Genomic DNA, 19,063 nt, shown 5'->3' on the forward strand with positions numbered 1-19,063 from the left:
CCGTTGCCGGTGGGGGATGCCACGATGTCCCCCATGGTCCGCATGCTGCGTCCGTTCACCCGGGCGGCGACGTACACACGGTGGCTGCATCTTTTCGTCGCCTGCGTGTGGCCGACCATCTGGGCTCTCATCGACAGCTCGCGCATGTATGTGGCGGTGATGGTCCTCGCACTCGCCGGACTGGTGCCCGCGATGCGGACGATCGAGGGGATGCAGGCCGATGTGCTGCTCCTCGGCCGACGCCCCGGCGTAGACCTCCCTCGCGATCGCAGGAGCGCGGGGAACCCCGAAGACCCCGGCGCCGCGGGAGGCGCGCGCTACACGGAGATCGTCTCGACGCCGGCCGCGAGCTGGGGCGACCGCGGGCGGACCGTCCTGTGGCTCCAGTGCCGTCTGTTCCTCGGCAGTGCGGTCGCCATCCTGACCATTCACCTCCCCATGCTCGCCACTGACTTGGCGGCGACGGCCCGAGGCCGCACACCGGATCCCGCGACGTTCGTGCAGGTTCCCGGGCAGCACTGGTGGCACGCGCTGCTGGTTCCCCTGCCGATAATCGTGCTCGCCGGGGTGGTCGTCGGGGCGGGCAGGCTCATCACCGTGCTCGCCCTGCGGCTGCTGGGCCCCTCCCCCGCCGAGCGCCTCGCCGCGTTGGAGAGCCGTACCGAACAGCTTCTGGAACGGACCCGCATCGCGCGCGAACTGCACGACACCATCGGCCACGCCCTGACCGTCGCCGTGGTCCAGGCGGGCGCCGCGCGGGCGGCACGCGACCCCGCGTTCACCGAACGTGCCCTGGAGGCCATCGAGGAGACCGGCCGGACCGCCCTGGAGGACTTGGACCGGGTCCTGGGCATCCTGCGCGAACCGGAGCGGCCCGTGAGCAGCCGGCCGACGCTGGTGGACGCGGACCGTCTGCTGGAGTCCGCCCGCGCCTCGGGGGTGGAGGTCGACGCCGAGGTGACCGGCCCCCTGGAGACCGTGCCGGGCCCGGTCTCACGCGAGGGGTACCGCATCCTCCAGGAGTCGCTCACCAACGTGCTGCGGCACGCGGGAGCGGTTCCTGTGCGGACGAGGGTGCGGGTCGCCGACGGCACGCTGCTGCTGGAGATCCGTAACCCGCTGCCCGGGGAGACGCCGGGCCCCGGGCGAGGCAGCGGCCTGCGCGGCGTCCGCGAGCGTGCCGCGCTGCTGGGCGGGCGGGCGCGGACCGGCCCGGACGGGGGTGACTGGCTGGTCCGGGCCGAACTGCCTCTGGGCTGAGGCGGGGTGGGCCGCGCCAGGCCGTAGGCTGACCGGATGCCGGTCACCGTTCTGCTCGTCGACGACGAACCCCTCGTACGCGCGGGTCTGTGGGCCGTGTTGGAGGCGCAGCCCGACATCGAGGTCGTCGGGGAGGCGGCCGACGGGGCGGCGGTGATTCCGCTGGTGCGCCGGCTGCGGCCGGACGTGGTCGCCATGGACGTACGCATGCCGCTGATGGACGGCATCGAGGCCACGCGGGCCGTACTGCGGACGGTCGAGGACCCACCGAAGATCATCGTGGTGACGACGTTCGAGCAGGACGAGTACGTGTACGAGGCGTTGCGCGCGGGCGCCGACGGGTTTCTGCTGAAGCGGGCGAGGCCCGCCGAGATCGTGCACGCGGTACGGCTGGTCGCCGAGGGCGAGTCGTTGCTGTTTCCCGCGTCGGTACGGCAGTTGGCGGCCGAGTACGGCGATGAGGGTGGGAACCGTGCTGCGCGGGCCGTGCTGGAGCGGGCACGGCTGACCGAGCGGGAGGCGGAGGTGCTGCGGCTGATGGCGCGGGGCCTGTCGAACGCGGAGATCGCCGGCCGCCTGGTGGTGGGAGTGGAGACGGTGAAGTCGCATGTGAGCGCGGTGCTGGCGAAGTTCGGGGCGCGTGACCGCACCCAGGCGGTGATCACGGCGTACGAGTCGGGGTTCGTGGCGCCCGGGTGAGGCGGCCCCGTCGGGGCCGGGCCACGTGAGGGAACGCGGGGGGCGGATCGCGTGAGCGGTCGGTCGGGGCGGGATGCGGCGGGTTCCGGTCGTGGCTCGGGGTGGTCGTGCCCGGTGGTCGCCGGGGCCCGCCGCGCCGAGTACGATCCGCCCCACACGCGCACGAGCGGGGAGGACGGACGGTGAGTCGGCTGACCGGCGGGGATCCCTCGCTGTTGCGGAGGATCAACTCCGTGGTGGTACTGCACGCGCTGCGGGCCACGGACTGCGCAACGCTGACCGAGGTCACGAGGGTGACGGGGCTGTCCCGGCCCACCGTCGAAGGCGTCGTGGAGGGTCTGATCGAGGCGGGCCTCGTCGTGGAGAAGGCGGCCGAGGAAGGGGCGGCGCGGCGCCAGGGGCGACCGGCCCGGAGGTTCCGCTTCCGGGCGGAGGCCGGGCATCTGCTGGGCCTGGAGATCGGGCCGCACCGGGTGGCGGCGCTGCTGGCCGACCTTGACGGCCGGGTGATCGGCGTCCAGGCCAAGGACATCGGGGAGACGGCCGGTGCCGACGAGCGGCTGGAACGGCTGCGCGCCGCCGTCACCGAGCTGCTGCGCCGGGCCGGGGTGCCGCGCGACTCCCTGCGCGCCGTGGGCGTGGGGACGCCCGGGATCGTCGAGGCGGACGGCACCGTACGGCTGGGCACGGCGCTGCCCGGGTGGACGGGACTGGGTCTGGGCGAGCGGCTGAGCCGGTCCTTCACATGTCCGGTGCTGGTCGAGAACGATGCCAACGCGGCGGTCGTGGCCGAGCATTGGAAGGGCGTCGCCACCGGGACCGACGACGTGGTGTTCGTGCTGGCCGGGCTGAGTCCCGGCGCCGGTTCACTGATCGGGGGCCGGCTGCACCGGGGATACGGCGGGGCGGCCGGTGAGATCGGCGCGCTGCATCTGCTGGGTCGCGAGGCGACCCCGGAGAGGCTGCTGTCCACCACGGACGAGCCGCTGCACCCGCTCGACGAGCAGGCGGTGGCCGAGGTCTTCGCCCGGGCCCGCGAGGGCGACAAACGGGCCCTCGCGGCCATGGACCGCTTCATTCAGCGGCTGGTCCACGACGTGGCGGCGCTGGTGCTGGCCCTCGACCCGGAACTCGTCGTGATCGGCGGCTGGGCGGCCGGACTGGACGGCGTACTGGAGCCGTTGCGGCGCGAACTGGCCCGCTACTGCCTGCGCCCGCCGAAGGTCGCCCTGTCCCGCCTCGGGGAGGCGGCGGTGGCGACGGGCGCGGTGCGGCTCGCCCTGGACCATGTGGAGGAGCAGCTCTTCGCGGTGGAGGGCACCGTGACGGCCCGCCGGTAGGCGGCGTACCGCTCGCGCGGCACCACGCGTCTTTGCGTGCCCGGCCCCGGCGGCGGTCGGCGTGCCCCGCCGCCGGTCTGCTCAGCCCGCCCGCAGCGCACATCCCGCCGGCCACGCACGTCGCGCTCGCGGTGGACGGCGCCCGGAAGTGCCGGTGCTCAGGAGGCGCGGCGCTCGGGACCGTGGTGGATCTCCACGCCTCCGAAGTCGCCGAAGGTCAGCCGGCAGGTGTCCGCACGGTAGGTGGCGACGGACAGCGCGGCGACGCGGCCCCGGGCGATGAAGGAGGTGGTGACGACGAGGACGGGCGCGCCCGGCAGGCGGTCCAGCTCCTTGGCGTCGTCCGCGCGGGCCGAGCCGAGTTCCACCGCGTTCTCGTGCCGCTCCAGTTCCAGGTGCTGCAGCTCGCGCAGTACCGCACGCGCGCGGGCCGCCCCCGACGGGGCGTCGATGGCGGAGAGGTCGGGCACCGAGGAAGCGGGGATGTACAGCAGCTCGGCGGCAACGGGCCGGCCCTGCGAGACCCGGGACCGCCGTACGGTGTGCACGGGCTCGTCCCGGCCGGTCACCAGGGTCTTGGCGACGGTCACGGGCGGCACTTCGAGCGTGCAGTCCACGGCCTGCCAGGCGTCGGCGGGTCCGCCGGGCCAGGCGTGCTGCTCCGTGCCCACGGACACGCCCATGCGCGGCGGGGCCACCGTGGTGCCGACGCCCCGGCGTCGCTGCAGCCTGCCTTCCAGCTCCAGCTGATCCAGTGCCTGACGGAGCGTGGCACGGGCGACGCCGAAGCGGGCAGCCAGATCACGCTCGTTGGGCAGGATCTCGCCCACCGAGAACTCTGAGTCCAGGGCCTCGCTGAGCACGGTCCTGAGATGCCAGTACTTCGGTTCCGGCACCGTTTCCAACTGCGTGGTCCCCACCCTGTCCTCCGCGATCGCCGGGTCCGGTGGCATTTTAGCGCCCTTGTTTATTAAAGGTTGTTTCACTTCTCTGCGACCATAGGGCGGCCCTCACCCTTGGTCAATACCAATCGGACATGCCGACGGGGCCCGCGCCGGACGACGCGGGCCCCGTGTGCGGGTGGCCGGTCCCTACTGGGCCGCCCCCAGCGAGCGCAGCTTGTCGGGGTTGCGGATGATGTAGACCGCCTGGACCCGCCCGTCGACGACGTCCAGTTGGAAGACGGTGTCGGGCCTGCCGCCGATGAGGACCAGTGCCGCAGGGCCGCCGTTGAGCTCCAGAAGACGGACCGAGAAGTCGGGGAAACCCTTACCGGTGATACCGACGAGGAAGCGGCCCACCTTGTCGGCGCTCTCCAGGACACGCAGCGGGGCACGCGACTTGCCACCGCTGTCGCCGATGAGCCGTACGTCGGGGGCGAGCAGCTTCATGAGCCCTTCCAGATCGCCGCCGGCCGCCGCCGCCAGGAACCGCTCGGTCAGATCTCGGCGCTGGGCGGGGTCGACGTCGTAGCGCGGGCGGCGCTCCTCGACGTGCTTACGGGCCCGCGCGGCGAGCTGGCGCACTGCCGGTTCACCGCGGTCGAGCATGGCGGCGATGCCGGAGTAGGGGTAGCCGAACGCCTCCCGCAGGACGAATACCGCGCGCTCCAGCGGAGACAGCGACTCCATGACGACCAGAACGGCGAGCGAGACCGAGTCGGTGAGCACCACCTGCTCAGCGGTGTCCGGGGTGGTGTCGCCGAAGTCGGTGAGGTAGGGCTCGGGCAGCCACGGGCCGACGTATGTCTCGCCCCGTGCCTTGATCTGACGCAGCCGGTCGATGGCGAGACGGGTGGTGACGCGCACCAGGTAGGCACGCGGCTCGCGGACCTCGGACCGGTTGCCGCCCGCCCAGCGCAGCCACGCCTCCTGGACCACATCCTCGGCGTCGGCCACCCGGCCGAGCATGCGGTAGGCCACCCCCAGGAGGACGGGGCGGTGCTCCTCGAAGGCGTCGGTCACGGTGTCGGTGCTCACCCCTCCATCCCAGCCGACCCGTGCGGCCGTGTCCAGGCGGATTCGGCGCGTCCCGGCTCTTGGACGCCGGAGCCGGAGTTCAAGAGCCGAGACCCGAGAGCCGAGACCCGGAGGCAGGACCCGAGCCGGGACCCCGAGCCAGGGCCCGGCCTTCCGGGGCTACCCGTCGGTAGCGGTTACTGACAAGCTGTCTACGGCGTCGGGCGACGTCGACGTCGGTGTCACCAGCCGTCCCGGACGCCCCGTGCCCCCGGCACCGCGAACCCGGACACCCCGAGTCCCAGACGAGGAGCACCTCATGTCCGCGACCGTCTCCTTCGAGGTCACTTCCCCGCACGGCCCGCAGACCGTGACCCTGTCCTACGCACGCGCGGGCCGCGGTGAACCGCTGCTCCTGCTGCACGGCATCGGTCATCACCGTCAGGCCTGGGACCCGGTGGTGGACATCCTCGCCACCGAGCGCGAGGTGATCGCCGTGGACCTGCCCGGTTTCGGTGCCTCCCCGGCGCTTCCGGGCGGCCTCGTCCACGACCTGCCCACCATGAACGCCGCCCTCGCCGCCCTGTGCGGGAAGCTGGAGCTCGGCCGGCCCCACGTCGCGGGCAACTCGCTCGGCGGTCTGCTGGCCCTGGAACTCGGCCGCGAGAACCTCGTACGGTCCGTCACCGCACTGTCCCCGGCCGGGTTCTGGACCCGGGCGGAGCGGCGGTACGCCTTCGGTGTGCTGATCGCAATGCGGCGGATCGCGGAGCACATGCCGCTGCCCCTGGTCGAACGGCTCGCCCGTTCGGCGGCCGGACGCGCGGCACTGACCAGCACCATCTACGCCCGGCCGGGCCGCCGTTCACCCGAGGCGGTGGTCGCCGAGACGCTCGCGCTCGCCGGTGCCGCCGGCTTCGCCGAGACGCTCCGGGCGGGCGCCGCCGTGCGGTTCACCGACGACGTGCCCGGCATCCCGGTCACCGTCGCCTGGGGCGCCCGCGACCGGTTGCTCATCCCCCGTCAGGGGGTCCGCGCCAAGCGGACGATCCCCGGGGCGCGGCTGATCCGGCTGCCCGGCTGCGGTCACGTCCCGATGAACGACGACCCCGCCCTGGTCGCCCGCGTCCTTCTCGACGGCAGCCGCTGAACGGGGCCGCCCGGACCGGCGCGACGCGACCGGACACGGCACGACGGGACCGGACACGGCACGACGGGACGTGAGGCGAAGGGAGGCGACGGAGCACGCCGGGGGGCGGTGAGCGGCACCGGCGGCGCGTCGTTTCCCTTAGGGGAGCGGTGAGTTGTTCACTTGGGGTTTGTGTGCGAGCCGTGCCGCCCGAGTACTTGTGGCAGCGCACACCGGCAGGATCTCCCGCCCTCTGGAGGCTCATTCATGTCACCCCGTTCGTTCCCCGGCCGCCGCTCCGTCCTGCGCGGCTCGTTCGCGGCCTCGACGGCCCTGGTCCTGCCCGCCGCCGGGTCGGCGCCCGCCTTCGCCCGGTCCGGGCGTCCGGAGGCGAAGTGGGGTGTGCAGACGGGCGACGTGACGCACGACTCCGGGCTGGTGTGGGTGCGCTCCGACCGCCCGGCCCGGATGATCGTCGAGACGTCGGCGACCGAGTCGTTCCACCGCCCGCAGCGCCGGCACGGCCCGCTGCTCGGCCCCGGCACGGACTTCACGGGAACCACTCGGCTGCACGGACTGCCGGCGGGCGAGCAGATCCACTACCGGGTACGGCTCGCCGACCCGGACGACCCGCGCCGCTCGGGCGAGCCGGTCACCGGCACGTTCCGGACGGTGCCCGCACGGCGGCGCGAGGGCGTGCGGTTCGTGTGGTCGGGCGACCTGGCGGGGCAGGGCTGGGGCATCAACCCCGACTTCGGCGGCTACCGGATCTTCGAGGCGATGGCCCGGACCGACCCCGACTTCTTCCTGTTCAGCGGCGACACCATCTACGCCGACGGGCCGATCCCGGCGACCGCCGCGCTGCCGGACGGCAGTGTCTGGCGGAACATCACCACGCAGGAGAAGTCCAAGGTCGCCGAGACCCTGGCCGAGTTCCGCGGCAACTTCCGGTACAACCTGCTCGACGAGCACTTCCGCCGGTTCAACGCCCAGGTGCCGTCGATCGTGCAGTGGGACGACCACGAGGTGCGCAACAACTGGTACCCGGGCCAGCGGATCGCGGACACGGACGGCCGGTACACGGAGAAGAGCGTCGATGTGCTGGCGGCGCGGGCGCGGCGTGCGTTCAGCGAGTACTTCCCGATGTCCACGCTGCGGCCGGGTGATCGCGAGGGCCGGGTGCACCGGGTGCTGCGGCAGGGTCCGTTGCTGGACGTGTTCGTGCTGGACATGCGGACGTACCGCAACGCCAACTCCACCGGTGACCAGACCGTGGACCCGCAGGGGATCCTCGGGCGCGAGCAGCTGGAGTGGCTGAAGCGGGAACTGGCACGGTCCCGGGCGGTGTGGAAGGTGATCGCCGCGGACATGCCGCTCGGCCTGATCGTGTCCGACACCGGCGAGGGTGCCCGGCACGTCGAGGCGGTGGCCCAGGGCGACCCGGGCGCACCGCTGGGGCGCGAGCTGCAGATCGCCGAGCTGCTGCGGTTCATCAAGCGCCGGCGGATCACCGGCACGGTGTGGCTGACGGCCGACGTGCACCACACCTCGGCCCAGCACTACCAGCCCGCGCGGGCCGCGTTCGGCGATTTCGAGCCGTTCTGGGAGTTCGTCTCCGGGCCGTTGAACGCGGGTGCCTTCCCGGCGAGCGCACTCGACGGCACCTTCGGCCCTGAGCGGGTGTTCGTGAAGGCGCCGACCGCGGCGAACGTCTCGCCCGCCGGCGGTTACCAGTTCTTCGGCGAGGTCGACATCGACGGCGGCAGCGGAGAGCTGACCGTACGGTTGCGGGAGCAGGACGGCACCGTGCTGTACACGAAGCGGTTGCAGCCGGGCCTGGTCGGCCAGTAGCCGGTCGACGGACACCCGCCGACCGGCGAAGCGACAAAAGGATCATACGCGCCATCGGATCTCTTTCGAGGGAACCACCGGCTTCAGCCGGTGGGGGAATCGAATCCCTGGTGTACGTTTCTGATGTCCCGCAAGGGATCAGTTCGGGCTGGACCGCAACCCTCAGGTTGGAAGCCCCCTTCCTTCGGGAGGGGGAGCGGAGTCACAAGAACTCTTTACTCGTCAGTCATGGCGCGTTGGTGATAACGAAACACACTTCCTTCACAGTGACTGCATGAACCGAGACATGTCGGACGAGGAGCACGACCGCCGGGGCCGTTCCCCGCAAGGGCGGTCGGGGGGCGAACGGACCGCACGGTTCACGGCGGCGTTCCACAGTTGGTGGGCACGCCGCCACGGTCACGCGCCCCCCGCATCCGATACCGACGGCGGCCGGGCCCCGGCCGCCGGGTCGCGGGACGTGTTGACGGCCGCGTCGTCCGCCGACGGGGCCGGGCGCAGCATCCCGGTGGAGAGCGTCCTGTGGCGGATGCGGACGACGGTGCGGGACGAACCGGGCGCGCTGGCCGCGCTGTGCACGGCGCTCGCCGGGGAGAGCGTCGACATCCTGAGCCTGCAGACGCACCCGCTGGGCACGGCCACGGTCGACGAGTTCCTGCTGCGGGCCCCCGCCCTCCTGACCGGCACCGGCCTCACGGCGGCGGTGTCGGGCGCCGGGGGCACCGACACCTGGATCGAGCGGGCCGACGCCCACGACCTGGTGGACGCGCCGACCCGGATGCTGGGCCTCGCCGCGCGTACGGCCCTGGACGCCGCGGAACTCCCCTTGGTGCTACGGCAGTTGCTGGGGCGGTGCACGATCCGTTCGCTGCCCGCCGCGCCGGGTACCGGCCGGCGGGCGCCGGAGGCTGTGCCGGCCGAGGGGGCCCTGGAGGACACCGTGATGCGGATGCGCGCCCCCGAGGGCGGTGTGATCACCGTGGAGCGGCCGTATCTGCCGTTCACACCCACCGAGTTCGCCCGGGTCAGGGCCCTGGTGGAGCTGGACGCCCGGCTCGGCCCCCGGGTCCCCCGCGGCCAGGACGTCCTCACGCTGCCCGAGGGCAGCGACATCACCGTGAGCCGGGCCGACACCGGCGACCTGGAGGCGGCACGGGCGATGCACGAGCGGTGCTCGCCCGAGACCCTGCGCCTGCGCTACCACGGGCCGGTCGGCGACGTGGACCGCTACCTGAACCACCTGCTCAGCCCGCGCTTCGGCCGCACGCTCGCCGTGCGGACGGCCTCGGGGCGCATCGTCGGCCTCGGCCATCTGCTGTGGGACGGCGACGAGACCGAGGTGGCTCTGCTCATTGAGGACGCCTGGCAGCGCCGAGGCATCGGCAGTGAGCTTCTCGCCCGGCTGACGGAGATGGCCGGCGAGGCGGGCTGCGCCCATGTCTACGCCGTGACGCAGGCGTCGAACACCGGCATGGTCGCCGCGATGCGCGGCCTGGAACTCCCCCTCGACTACCAGATCGAGGAGGGCACCCTGGTCATCACCGCCCGCCTGGACCGGGAACCGGCCCGCCGCGCGCAGGAGGAGCGCGGCGAGCCGGAGCACAGCGGCTCCCGCGTCGGCCACCGGTCGTAGGCCATCGCACCACCGAACACGCAGGCGGCGGCCCGGCGGAATCCACCGGGCCGCCCCGCCCGGTCAGCCCAGCGCCCCGTCCAGATCGGCCCACAGGTCGTCGACGTCCTCCAGACCTACGGAGAGCCGCAGCAGCCGGTCGCCGACTCCCGCGGCCCGGCGGTCACCGGCGTCGACGATGCGGTGGCTGATGGACGCCGGGTGCTGGATGAGGGAGTCCACGCTGCCGAGGCTCACCGCCGGGGTGATCAGCCGTACGCCGCCGATCACCTCGTGCGGGTCCCCGTGCACCTCGAAGGAGACCATCGCCCCGCCGATGCGCGGGTAGTGCACCCGGGCCACACGTTCATCGGCGGTCAGTCTGCGGGCGAGTTCGGCGGCGCTCGCCGAGGCTGCCCGGACCCGGACCGGCAGCGTCGACAGTCCTCGCAGCAGCAGGTAGCCGGCCAGCGGATGCAATACGCCACCGGTGGCGAACCGTATCTGCCGCAGCCGCCCCGCGAACTCCTCGTCGCAGGCCACCACCCCGGCCAGGACGTCCCCGTGCCCGCCGAGGTACTTGGTGGCGCTGTGCAGCACCAGCCGCGCCCCGTGCTCGGCCGGACGCTGGAGGACGGGCGTGGCGAAGGTGTTGTCGACGAGCAGCGGCACGGAGCCGCAGTCCCGGGCGAGTGCCCGCAGATCGACCTCGGTCAGGGTCGGGTTGGCCGGTGACTCCACCAGCACCAGACCGGTGTCGGGGCGCAGTGCGTCGGCGACCCCCGCCGGGTCGGTCCACGTCACCTCGGAGCCGAGCAGCCCGGCGGTCAGCAGGTGGTCGCTGCATCCGTACAGGGGGCGTACGGCGACGACATGGCGCAGGCCCATGGAGCCGCGCGCCAGCAGGACGGCGCTGAGCGCGGCCATTCCGCTGGCGAAGGCGACGGCGGACTCCGTGCCCTCCAGGCGGGCCAGGGCGGTCTCGAAGCGGGCGACGGTCGGGTTGCCGAGCCGTCCGTAGACGGGCGGACCGTCCGGCTGCGCGCCGGTGGCGGCGAAGGCGTCGATCCGGGCGGCCTCACCGCGGCTGTCGTAGGCGGGGTAGGTGGTGGACAGGTCGATCGGCGGGGCGTGCAGGCCCTGCCGGGCCAGGTCGTCCCGGCCGGCGTGCACGGCCTCGGTGGCGAGTGCTCTCGTGGTGCTGTGCGTGCCCATGCGTACGTCCATGGACCGAAGGGTGAACACCGGCCGGGCCCTGGGAGCCGATCTCCGTGTTACGTTCGGCCGATGGCCGATTCTGTCGTACTGGATCCGGTGGATCTTCATCTGCTGCGGCTGTTGCAGAACGACGCCCGGACGACGTACCGGGATCTCGCCGCGCAGGTGGGGGTCGCGCCGTCGACCTGTCTGGACCGGGTGACCCGGTTGCGGCGCTCCGGAGTGATCCTCGGCCATCGGCTGAAGCTGGACCCGGCCAAGCTGGGGCGAGGGCTCCAGGCGCTGCTGTCGGTTCAGGTCAGGCCGCACCGGCGGGAGCTGGTGGGGCCGTTCGTGGAGCGGATCCGGGCGCTGCCGGAGTCGCTGACCGTCTTCCATCTGACCGGACCGGACGACTATCTGATCCATGTCGCGGTCGCGGACATGGCGGATCTGCAACGGCTGGTGCTGGACGAGTTCACGTCGCGGCGGGAGGTGGCATGCGTGGAGACGCGGCTGATCTTCCAGCAGTGGGACTGCGGTCCGCTGCTGCCGTCTTCGCCCTCGGCTCAATCCGGGTGACGTCCGGCGGGCCGCGTACCAGGATGGTCGCCATGTCTGAGACCAACAGCCCGCTGCCCCGCGAGGTCGCCGACGCCTACGTCGACGATCTCATCGCCCTCGACCCGGTCACCGGTACGTATCTCGGCGTGCAGGAGAGTTACCGCCGCCTGCCCGATCTCTCCCCCGCGGGCCAGGCCGCGCTCGCTGAGCTCCAGCGGGCAACGCTCGCCCGGCTCGACGAGGCCGAGGCCGGGCCCGGCGCGGACAGCGGCATCGAGCGCCGCTGCGCCCGGCTGCTGCGGGAGCGGCTCACCGCGGAGCTCGCCGTGCACGAGGCCGACGAGGGGCTGCGTTCGGTCGGCAACCTGGGCACCGTCGCCCACTCGGTGCGTGAGGTGTTCACCGTGACGCCGACGCGGACCGAGGAGGACTGGGCCGCGGTCGCCGAGCGGCTGCGCGCGGTACCGGCCGCGCTGGCGGGCTACCGGGAGTCCCTCGCGCTCGGCCTGGAGCGCAAGCTGTACGCGGCGCCGCGGCCGACCGCCACGTTCGTCGAGCAGCTCACCGAGTGGGCGGACACCGGCGAGGGCCGGGGCTGGTTCGAGGACTTCGCCTCGCCGGGTCCGGACGCGCTGCGCGCGGAGCTGGACGAGGCGGCGCGTTCCGCGACCGCGGCCGTGGTGGAGCTGCGGGACTGGATGCGCGACGTGTACGCGCCGGCGGTCGAGGGCGCACCGAACACCGTGGGCCGGGAACGCTACGCCCGCTGGTCCCGCTACTACAACGGCACCGACCTCGACCTGGACGAGGCGTACGCCTACGGCTGGGCCGAGTACCACCGGCTCCTCGGCGAGATGAAGGAGGAGGCCGAGAAGGTCCTGCCGGGTGCCGGCACACCGTGGGTGGCACTGGCGCACCTCGACGAGCACGGCCGGCACATCGAGGGCGTCGACGAGGTCCGTGACTGGCTGCAGGACCTGATGGACAAGGCGATCGACTCGCTCGACGGCACCCACTTCGAACTCGCCGAGCGGGTACGGAAGGTGGAGTCGCGGATCGCCCCGCCGGGCAGCGCGGCGGCGCCGTACTACACGCCCCCGTCGGAGGACTTCTCCCGGCCCGGCCGTACCTGGCTGCCGACCATGGGGCTGACCCGCTTCCCCGTCTACGACCTGGTGTCGACCTGGTACCACGAGGGCGTCCCCGGCCATCACCTCCAGCTGGCGCAGTGGGCGCACGTCGCCGAGGACCTGTCCCGCTACCAGGCCTCCGTCGGCATGGTCAGCGCCAACGCGGAGGGCTGGGCGCTGTACGCGGAGCGGCTGATGGACGAACTCGGCTTCCTCGCGGACGCGGAGGAGCGGCTCGGCTACCTGGACGCGCAGATGATGCGGGCCGCCCGGGTCGTCGTGGACATCGGTATGCACCTGGAGCTCGAGATTCCGGCGGACTCGCCGTTCCACCCGGGCGAGCGCTGGACGCCGGAACTGGCGGAGGAGTTCTTCGGGGCGCACAGCAGCCGTCCCGCGGACTTCGTGGAGAGCGAGCTGACCCGCTACCTGACGATCCCCGGGCAGGCCATCGGCTACAAGCTCGGCGAGCGGGCCTGGCTGCTGGGCCGGGAGAACGCCCGTAAGCGGCACGGCGACGCCTTCGACCCCAAGGCGTGGCACATGGCGGCCCTGTCCCAGGGTTCGCTGGGCTTGGACGACCTGGTGGACGAACTGTCGGCGCTGTGAGCCGGGCCGTCGGCGGCCGGTGCCGGGAGGGCTCCCCCGGCGTTACCGCCGGAAGCCTCCCTCCGAGCCGATGACCTGGCCCGTGACCCAGTCCGCCTCGTCCGTGGCCAGCCACGCGATGAGGCGGGCGGGGTCGTCGGGCATCCCCCACCGCCCGCCGGGGAAGCACTCGGCGACGGCGTCGTAGGCGTCGCCGGTGAGGTAGCCGGTGTCCACCGGACCGGGGTTGACGGTGTTCACCGTGACGGCGTGCTGGGCCAGCGTGGTCGCCAGGGAGCGGGTGATCGAGGCGAGCGCGCCCTTCTGGAGGGCGTAGGCGATCTCGTCCGGCATCCCGCCCGCGATGTCCTGACCGGACGTCATCGTCATCACGCGCCCGCCGGGGGTGCCCGGGGGCAGGGCGGCCCGGTGCCGGGCGTGCGCCTGGGCGAGCAGGATCACCGAGCGGGTGTCGACGGCCCAGTGGGCGTCGAGCATCGCGGCGTCGACCGTGTCGAGGGTGCCGTCGGAGCCGTTGAGGGCGTGGTTGGCGACGAGGATGTCGAGCCGTCCGCCGAGTGCGGCGGTGGCCCGGTCGTGGAGCGCGGCGGGCATGGCCGGGTCGGAGAGGTCACCAGGTCCCTCCACCACCCGGGCCGAGGGATCGCCGAGCGCTTCCCGCACGGAGGCGGCCACGTCCTCGGGGCCGTCGGCGCCCCAGGGCATCGCGGCATCGTGCGGCACGTGGTGGTGAAGGTAGACGCTGGCCCCATGGGCGGCGAGGCGTCGGGCGACCGCGTGTCCGATGCCGGCGCGTCGGCTGGCGCCGGTGACCAGTGCGGTCCGGCCGCGCAGGGGCAGGGGGTCACGGCGGAGCGCTTCGGGTGCGGGGTGCGGAAGACGGGGCATGGTCGCCCATGATGGGCGACCGGGGGACGCGGCGCACACGAATAACGCCGGCGGTCCCTCGCGTGTCGGTGGTCTCAGCCCAGGTGACGCAGCTGGACGAGGTCGAGCCAGGTCTCCGGGCCCGGCCGGACCCGGGCCGCGCGGACCGCGTAGCGGCCCGGGGTCAGCGTAAGTCGTATGTGCTCGGTGTCCGCGGAGTGCGGGCCGGGCCAGGGCGCGTCGAACAGCAGGACCGTGCCCGGGACCTGCCAGTGCACCTCCGGCTGCCACGGCGCGGTCCGCAGCGCCTCGGGGACGCTTGCCAGGAGTTCCGCCTCGGAGTCGGCGGCGACCCACCGGACGAGGGTGGCGTGCTCGGGGAGGAAGGCGGTCGCCGCGGGTTCGTCGCCCAGGACCAGGGCCGTGGAGTCGCCCACCGGGAGGAGCCCTACGGGGCCGTCCACCTCGCAGGCCCGGTCGTAGTCGGAGGCCGTCTCCTCGCCGTCGGCGCCCGTCCAGAGCGGCAGCACCGTCTCCGGCACCGCGATGAGGGGGCCGCCGCCCGATTCCACCCACTCCACCGTGCCCGGCTCCGCATGTCGCACCATGCGCGAAACCTCACAAGGCCAACTTCTTTGACGTACCCACGGGTTCGGCTCAGGTGGCCCCGTGCTGCCGCAGCGTCGAACCGGACCGGCCCTTCACGACGGCGAGCTGGGCGTGGATCCGCCGGCGCAGATCGGCGACATGGCTGACGATGCCCACGCTGCGGTCGCGTTCCCTCAGGGAGTCCAGGACGTCCAGCACCTCGTCGAGGGTCTGGTCGTCGAGGCTGCCGAAGCCCTCGTCGATGAAGAGGGTGTCCAGCCGGACCCCGCCGGCCTCGTCGGTGACGACGTCGGCGAGACCGAGGGCGAGGGCGAGCGAGGCGAAGAAGGTCTCGCCGCCCGAGAGGGTCGCGGTGTCCCGCTCCCGGCCGGTCCACGCGTCCACGACGTGCAGCCCGAGACCGCTGCGGCCGCGCCCGGTGCGGTCGTCGGAGTGCACCAGGGTGTAGCGGCCGGACGACATGCGGTGCAGTCGCGCGGTCGCCGCGGCGGCGACCTGTTCCAGGCGGGCGGCCAGGACGTAGGACTCCAGGCGCATCCTGCGCTCGTTGGCGGCCGAGGTGCCGGCGGTGAGGCCCGCCATGCGGGCCACCCGGTCGTACTCGTCGCGCAGCGGTGCCAGTCGGCGTACGGAGGCGGTGGCCCGTACGGAGAGGCGGTCGAGTTCGGCGCAGCGGCGGGCGGCGGCGTCGCGCGCGGAGGCCGCCTCGCGCACCCTGCGGTCCGCGTCCTCGGCGGTGCGCTGCGCTGCGGCCAGGCCTGCGGGAGGCTGCTGGGCGGCGGCCGCGGTGTCGGACTCGGCGAGCACCGCGCTTACGGCGGCCTCCTCCTGCTGCCAGGCGTCCAGCCGGTGCTGCAGTGCGCGGCGGGTGGTCGTGTCGAGCAGTGCCTCGGCCGCCGCCCGCGGGGTGTCGAAGCCGGCCCGGAAGGCGGCGTCCGCGAGCCTGGCGTCGGCCTGCTTGAGCCGCTGCGCGGTGCCCTCGGCGAGCCGGACGGTGTCGGCGGCGTCGGCGAACCGCGCGGCGTAGCACTCCAGTTGGGCGGCGCGTGCGGCCACACTGTCCGCGGCGCCCCGCGCCTCGGTCAACTCCTCCTCCAGCACGGCCTGTTCCTGGTCGAGGCGATCGCGGACGCCCGCCCGCGCAGCGGTCCGGACCGCCGCCTCGCGCTGTGCGGTCAGCCGCCGCTCGTGCTCGTGCTCCGCCTGCCTCAGCTGCTCCTGCGCGGAGTGCAGCACGGAGGCCGCGTCCCGGGCCCGCACGTACTGCCTCTCCAACTCCTCGACCTCGTCGGCGAGTCGGCCGGTCGGCGTGTCCCCCGCTTCCGCTCCGGCGGCGGCCAGCGCCTCACGGACGACGCCGAGGCGCCGTTCGTGACCGGCACGGCGTTCCTCGGCGCTCTGGTGGGCGGCGAGGGCGCGCTCCTCCGCCTCGCGGTCGACGTGGCCGGCGTCCTTGCGGGCGGGTGCGGGGTGTTCGACGGCACCGCAGACCGTGCAGGGTTCGCCGTCGGTGAGGTTCGCGGCGAGTTCGGCGGCGATGCCCGCCAACCGCTGTTCCTTGAGGTCGAGCCAGTGCTGCTTGGCCGCGAGTGCCTGCTCCTGGGCCCGGTGGGCCTGCTCGGCGGCGCGGTCGGTGTCCCCGGCCAGCCGGTCCCGCAGCCGTGCGGCGTTCAGCCGCTTGTGCGCGGGGTCACGCTGCACCGCGAGTTCACCGGCCCGGGTCGCGGCCTCCTGCGCGGACTCGATGCGGGCCTGGAGTCCGCTCCGGGTCTCCTCCCAGCCGGTGAGCCAGGCGTCCGACTCGTCCAGTACGTCGTCGTCGGCGCGCTCCTGGCGGTCCAGCCCGGCCCGTTCGTCGAGGAGTTCGGCGAGCCGGCGCTCGGCGCGGCGGGCCGACTCGAGGCCGCCCAGTTCCTCGGCGGCCCGGCGTGCGGCGGCCGTGAGCCCGGCCGCGCCCGCCTCCTGGTGCGCCTCGGGGAGCACGGCACGCGTGCGCGCCTCCGCGTCGGCCGCCTCCCGGTGTTCGGCGTCGGCGGACTCCCGCAGTTCCAGCGCGGGGGCGACCGCCTCGGCCCTGCGGGAGCGGTCCAGGAGCGTCTGTGCCTCCTGCCGGGCGCCGTCCCCCTCCGCCAGCCGCGCCGCGCGCTCCCGCGCCTCGGCGAACCGCCGTTGCAGCCGGTCCCGTTCGCGGGCCTCGTCCAGTGACCGGTCGGCGGCGGCCTGCGCGGATTCGGCCGCGGAGAGACGGCAGCGGGCAACGGCGAGCTGTTCGCGGGCGGCGCTGCGGGCGACGGCGGCCGCGGTCAGCACGCTCTCGGCCAGTCCCGGCTCGCCCGGCGCCAGGTCGTCCAGCCGCATCGCCTCGCCCGCGGCCTGCTGCATCCGGTGCGCGTCGGCGAGCAGCTCCGCGTCGCCGTCCCGTACCCGGGCCTCGGTGGCGCGGCGGCGCTCCGCGAGGTGCTTCTCCACGTCGGCGAAGCGGCGGGTGTCGAAGAGCCGGCCGAGCAGCTTGCCGCGCGCCTCCGCGTCGGCGCGCAGGAACCGCGCGAAGTCGCCCTGAGGCAGGAGGACTACCTGGCAGAACTGCTCCCGGCTCATTCCGAGGAGCTGGGTGACCTCCTCGCCGACCTCCTGGTGGGAGCGGCTGAGGTCCTTCCAGGACCGGGCAGCCGGGTCGTACTCGCGCAGCCAGGTCTGCGCCTTGTCGAGAGTGGTGCCGGTGCCGCGCTTCTTCGGGCGCTGCCAGGGCGGTTGCCGGGTGACCTCGAGCCGGCGTCCGGCGACGGTGAGGTCGAGGGTGACCTCGGTACGGACGGCGGCGGCGGCGTGGTCGCTGCGCAGCGTCATGCCCTGCCCGCTCTGCCGGGCGCCGGGGACGGATCCGTACAGGGCGTAGCAGACCGCGTCGAGTATCGAGGTCTTGCCGGCGCCGGTGGGGCCGTGCAGCAGGAAGAGGCCCGCGGCGGACAGTTCGTCGAAGTCGACGGTGAGCGAGCCGCCGAAGGGTCCGAAGGCGGTGAGGTCGAGCCGGTGCAGTCTCACCGCGCCACCTCCTGTACGGCCTCGTCGGCGCGGACCGCGTCGATGGCTTCCCACAGGACGGCCCGCTCCCGCTCGTCGGGGCCGGCACCGCGCACATGGGCCACGAAGTCCTCCGCGATCTGCTGGTCGTCGCGGCCGGCGAGGCGGTGTGCGTAGGACACCGCGGGGTCGCCGGGCACGCGTTCGGGTTCGAAGACGAGACTGAGGGTGTGCGGGAAGCGTCCGGTGAGCCGGGCCATGGGGTCGTCCGGGCGGACCGGGTCGGTGAGGGTGGCCTCGACCCACGCCTCGCGGTGCGGCTCGAGCCCGGGGTCGGCGAGCAGCTCCTCCAGGGGGCCGCGGATCCGGGCGAGGGCGCGCGGCACCGGGCAGTCGATCCGCTCGGCGGTGACGCCGCCGTCGGCGGCCAGGTCGACGAGCCACATGCTCTTGCGGTGGTCCGCCTCGGAGAAGGAGTACGGGAGGGGGGAGCCGGAGTAGCGCACGCGCTCGGTGAGGGTCTGGCAGCCGTGCAGATGCCCGAGCGCCACGTAGTCGACGCCGTCGAACACTGTGGCGGGTACGGCGGCGACCCCGCCGACGGTGATGTCCCGCTCGCTGTCGCTCGGTGTGCCGCCGGTGACGAAGGCGTGCGCGAGGACGACCGAGCGGGTGCCGCGCGGGCGGGCGGCGAGGTCGGCGCGGACCCGGTCCATGGCGGCGGCGAGCACTGCCTCGTGGCCCGCCTTCTCCACCCCGAACTCGTCCTTGACCAGGGCCGGTTCCAGATAGGGCAGTCCGTAGAAGGCGACGTCCCCGTGGCGGTCGGACAGCATCACGGGGGTGCCGCTCGCCGAGGGGGCGGTCCGCAGATGGATGCCCGCGCGCCCGATGAGTCCGGCACCGACGCCGAGGCGGCGGGCCGAGTCGTGGTTGCCGGAGATCATCACCGTCGGCACGCCCAGATCGGCGAGGCGGTGCAGGGCGTCGTCGAACAGCTCCACCGCGGCGAGCGGCGGCACGGCACGGTCGTACACGTCTCCCGACACGGCCACCGCGTCGACGGCGTGCTCCCGCACGGTCGCCACGAGGTGGCCGATGAACTCGGCCTGGGCACCGAGCATGCCGACCCGGTGGAACGCCCGGCCGAGGTGCCAGTCGGAAGTGTGCAGCAGTCTCATGACCCCCGAGAGTATCGGCCGGGCCTGACATCACGG

At 73.6% G+C, this 19,063-nt stretch carries 15 protein-coding genes; 8 read left to right on the forward strand and 7 right to left on the reverse strand.

What is annotated here, in order from left to right; translation table 11 throughout:
• Positions 1–33: 33 nt before the first annotated feature.
• The 3 genes from ACFYQA_RS32300 (at position 34) to ACFYQA_RS32310 (ending at position 3,299) form a co-directional block, all read left to right on the forward strand.
• Entirely contained in the window at positions 34–1,260 is a 1,227-nt protein-coding gene (locus tag ACFYQA_RS32300; RefSeq protein ID WP_388925564.1) for a sensor histidine kinase, read from the forward strand.
• 36 nt (positions 1,261–1,296) lie between these two features.
• Positions 1,297–1,959 carry a response regulator gene (locus tag ACFYQA_RS32305; RefSeq protein ID WP_388925566.1) on the forward strand — a complete coding sequence of 221 codons (663 nt, stop codon included), beginning with the start codon at positions 1,297–1,299 and terminating at the stop codon, positions 1,957–1,959.
• Positions 1,960–2,141: 182 nt separating this feature from the next.
• Positions 2,142–3,299, forward strand: a complete 1,158-nt coding sequence (locus ACFYQA_RS32310; RefSeq protein WP_388925569.1) for an ROK family transcriptional regulator — start codon at positions 2,142–2,144, stop codon at positions 3,297–3,299.
• A 158-nt stretch (positions 3,300–3,457) separates the two neighbouring features.
• Here ACFYQA_RS32310 and ACFYQA_RS32315 read toward each other — a convergent pair whose 3' ends face one another.
• Both ACFYQA_RS32315 and ACFYQA_RS32320 read right to left on the reverse strand, forming a co-directional pair.
• Positions 3,458–4,219, reverse strand: coding sequence for a GntR family transcriptional regulator (locus ACFYQA_RS32315; RefSeq protein WP_388925653.1), 762 nt, complete (start codon positions 4,217–4,219; stop codon positions 3,458–3,460).
• Positions 4,220–4,390: 171 nt separating this feature from the next.
• Positions 4,391–5,278 (reverse strand): RNA polymerase sigma-70 factor, encoded by an 888-nt coding sequence (locus tag ACFYQA_RS32320; protein WP_388925572.1) that lies wholly within the window; start codon positions 5,276–5,278, stop codon positions 4,391–4,393.
• A 298-nt stretch (positions 5,279–5,576) separates the two neighbouring features.
• On the opposite strand from ACFYQA_RS32320, the gene ACFYQA_RS32325 reads away from it, so the two are divergent.
• The 3 genes from ACFYQA_RS32325 (at position 5,577) to ACFYQA_RS32335 (ending at position 9,870) form a co-directional block, all read left to right on the forward strand.
• A complete protein-coding gene (locus ACFYQA_RS32325; protein ID WP_388925575.1) occupies positions 5,577–6,407 on the forward strand; it encodes an alpha/beta fold hydrolase in 831 nt (276 codons plus the stop codon).
• Between the two features lie 246 nt (positions 6,408–6,653).
• Positions 6,654–8,237 (forward strand): alkaline phosphatase D family protein, encoded by a 1,584-nt coding sequence (locus ACFYQA_RS32330; RefSeq protein WP_388925578.1) that lies wholly within the window; start codon positions 6,654–6,656, stop codon positions 8,235–8,237.
• A gap of 274 nt (positions 8,238–8,511) precedes the next feature.
• The gene (locus ACFYQA_RS32335) at positions 8,512–9,870 is read left to right on the forward strand and encodes a GNAT family N-acetyltransferase (RefSeq protein WP_388925581.1); all 1,359 of its coding nucleotides are present in this window, start codon (positions 8,512–8,514) and stop codon (positions 9,868–9,870) included.
• Positions 9,871–9,933: 63 nt separating this feature from the next.
• On the opposite strand, the gene ACFYQA_RS32340 is transcribed toward ACFYQA_RS32335, so the two are convergent.
• Entirely contained in the window at positions 9,934–11,076 is a 1,143-nt protein-coding gene (locus tag ACFYQA_RS32340; protein ID WP_388925584.1) for a trans-sulfuration enzyme family protein, read from the reverse strand.
• A 60-nt stretch (positions 11,077–11,136) separates the two neighbouring features.
• Between ACFYQA_RS32340 and ACFYQA_RS32345 the strand changes: the two genes are divergently transcribed.
• Together ACFYQA_RS32345 and ACFYQA_RS32350 are read left to right on the forward strand one after the other, a co-directional pair.
• Positions 11,137–11,628 carry an Lrp/AsnC family transcriptional regulator gene (locus ACFYQA_RS32345; RefSeq protein ID WP_388925587.1) on the forward strand — a complete coding sequence of 164 codons (492 nt, stop codon included), beginning with the start codon at positions 11,137–11,139 and terminating at the stop codon, positions 11,626–11,628.
• Positions 11,629–11,660: 32 nt separating this feature from the next.
• Positions 11,661–13,349, forward strand: a complete 1,689-nt coding sequence (locus ACFYQA_RS32350; protein ID WP_388925590.1) for a DUF885 domain-containing protein — start codon at positions 11,661–11,663, stop codon at positions 13,347–13,349.
• Positions 13,350–13,391: 42 nt separating this feature from the next.
• Here ACFYQA_RS32350 and ACFYQA_RS32355 read toward each other — a convergent pair whose 3' ends face one another.
• From ACFYQA_RS32355 to ACFYQA_RS32370, 4 genes are all read right to left on the reverse strand, one after another.
• The gene (locus tag ACFYQA_RS32355) at positions 13,392–14,237 is read right to left on the reverse strand and encodes an SDR family oxidoreductase (protein WP_388925593.1); all 846 of its coding nucleotides are present in this window, start codon (positions 14,235–14,237) and stop codon (positions 13,392–13,394) included.
• 74 nt (positions 14,238–14,311) lie between these two features.
• Positions 14,312–14,824 (reverse strand): immunity 21 family protein, encoded by a 513-nt coding sequence (locus ACFYQA_RS32360; RefSeq protein WP_388925596.1) that lies wholly within the window; start codon positions 14,822–14,824, stop codon positions 14,312–14,314.
• A 49-nt stretch (positions 14,825–14,873) separates the two neighbouring features.
• On the reverse strand, positions 14,874–17,867 hold the full coding sequence (locus tag ACFYQA_RS32365) for an AAA family ATPase (RefSeq protein ID WP_388925599.1): 2,994 nt from the start codon (positions 17,865–17,867) through the stop codon (positions 14,874–14,876).
• Positions 17,864–19,027 (reverse strand): exonuclease SbcCD subunit D, encoded by a 1,164-nt coding sequence (locus ACFYQA_RS32370; RefSeq protein WP_388925602.1) that lies wholly within the window; start codon positions 19,025–19,027, stop codon positions 17,864–17,866. Before ACFYQA_RS32370 ends, ACFYQA_RS32365 begins: the two co-directional genes overlap by 4 nt.
• Positions 19,028–19,063: the final 36 nt, after the last annotated feature.

It is taken from the genome of Streptomyces sp. NPDC005774 (assembly GCF_042871645.1).
Lineage (GTDB): Bacteria > Actinomycetota > Actinomycetes > Streptomycetales > Streptomycetaceae > Streptomyces > Streptomyces pratens.

Excerpts from the sequence above, each read along its gene's own strand:
- ACFYQA_RS32300 (WP_388925564.1), top strand. The coding sequence starts at position 34 with ATGGTCCGCATGCTGCGTCCGTTCACCCGGGCGGCGACGTACACACGG.
- ACFYQA_RS32305 (WP_388925566.1), top strand. The coding sequence starts at position 1,297 with ATGCCGGTCACCGTTCTGCTCGTCGACGACGAACCCCTCGTACGCGCG.
- ACFYQA_RS32325 (WP_388925575.1), top strand. The coding sequence starts at position 5,577 with ATGTCCGCGACCGTCTCCTTCGAGGTCACTTCCCCGCACGGCCCGCAG.
- ACFYQA_RS32330 (WP_388925578.1), top strand. The coding sequence starts at position 6,654 with ATGTCACCCCGTTCGTTCCCCGGCCGCCGCTCCGTCCTGCGCGGCTCG.
- ACFYQA_RS32335 (WP_388925581.1), top strand. The coding sequence starts at position 8,512 with ATGAACCGAGACATGTCGGACGAGGAGCACGACCGCCGGGGCCGTTCC.
- ACFYQA_RS32340 (WP_388925584.1), bottom strand. The coding sequence starts at position 11,076 with ATGGACGTACGCATGGGCACGCACAGCACCACGAGAGCACTCGCCACC.
- ACFYQA_RS32345 (WP_388925587.1), top strand. The coding sequence starts at position 11,137 with ATGGCCGATTCTGTCGTACTGGATCCGGTGGATCTTCATCTGCTGCGG.
- ACFYQA_RS32350 (WP_388925590.1), top strand. The coding sequence starts at position 11,661 with ATGTCTGAGACCAACAGCCCGCTGCCCCGCGAGGTCGCCGACGCCTAC.
- ACFYQA_RS32355 (WP_388925593.1), bottom strand. The coding sequence starts at position 14,237 with ATGCCCCGTCTTCCGCACCCCGCACCCGAAGCGCTCCGCCGTGACCCC.
- ACFYQA_RS32360 (WP_388925596.1), bottom strand. The coding sequence starts at position 14,824 with ATGGTGCGACATGCGGAGCCGGGCACGGTGGAGTGGGTGGAATCGGGC.
- ACFYQA_RS32370 (WP_388925602.1), bottom strand. The coding sequence starts at position 19,027 with ATGAGACTGCTGCACACTTCCGACTGGCACCTCGGCCGGGCGTTCCAC.